The 404-nt window shown below is 66.3% G+C and carries 1 protein-coding gene; it reads right to left on the bottom strand.

The window, feature by feature from the left end; genetic code table 11:
- Positions 1 to 65: 65 nt before the first annotated feature.
- Positions 66 to 404: DUF1932 domain-containing protein (locus tag JQK15_RS26665; RefSeq protein WP_214869694.1), on the bottom strand; the 339-nt coding region annotated here is incomplete at its 5' end.

The raw sequence follows: 404 nt of genomic DNA on the forward strand, positions 1-404 counted from the left end.
CTCGCGCCAGGCGTCATGCCCCTTGGGCAGCACGGTATAATGGCCGTGGCAGTCGATAATCATGGTCATGCCGCGTCGGCCTTTCCTGTCTGTTCCGCTTTTGCTTGGATGATGCTGTCGATCTTGGCGCCCAGCCCTTCGGGCGGCGTCTTGAGGCCCAGCGCGCCAATCGCCTGCTGGCGCTCGACCGTGCAGCGCGTCATCGCGGAACCGGTGCCAAGGCCATCGAGCGTCTTGACCACCTCCGCCATTTCGGCCGCGCGGCGCAGCCCGTGGACCATCATGCGGTCGAGATTATAGTCGGCGCGGATGTCCCAGGGACGCGGCTTCTCGCTGGCGTCGAGCGATCCGATCACCTCGTCCAGCACGCCCGCCGCATCGGCCGCCAGCATGCATTCGGCGGT

Source organism: Sphingobium sp. BHU LFT2 (assembly GCF_018604485.1).
GTDB classification, from domain to species: domain Bacteria; phylum Pseudomonadota; class Alphaproteobacteria; order Sphingomonadales; family Sphingomonadaceae; genus Sphingobium; species Sphingobium yanoikuyae_A.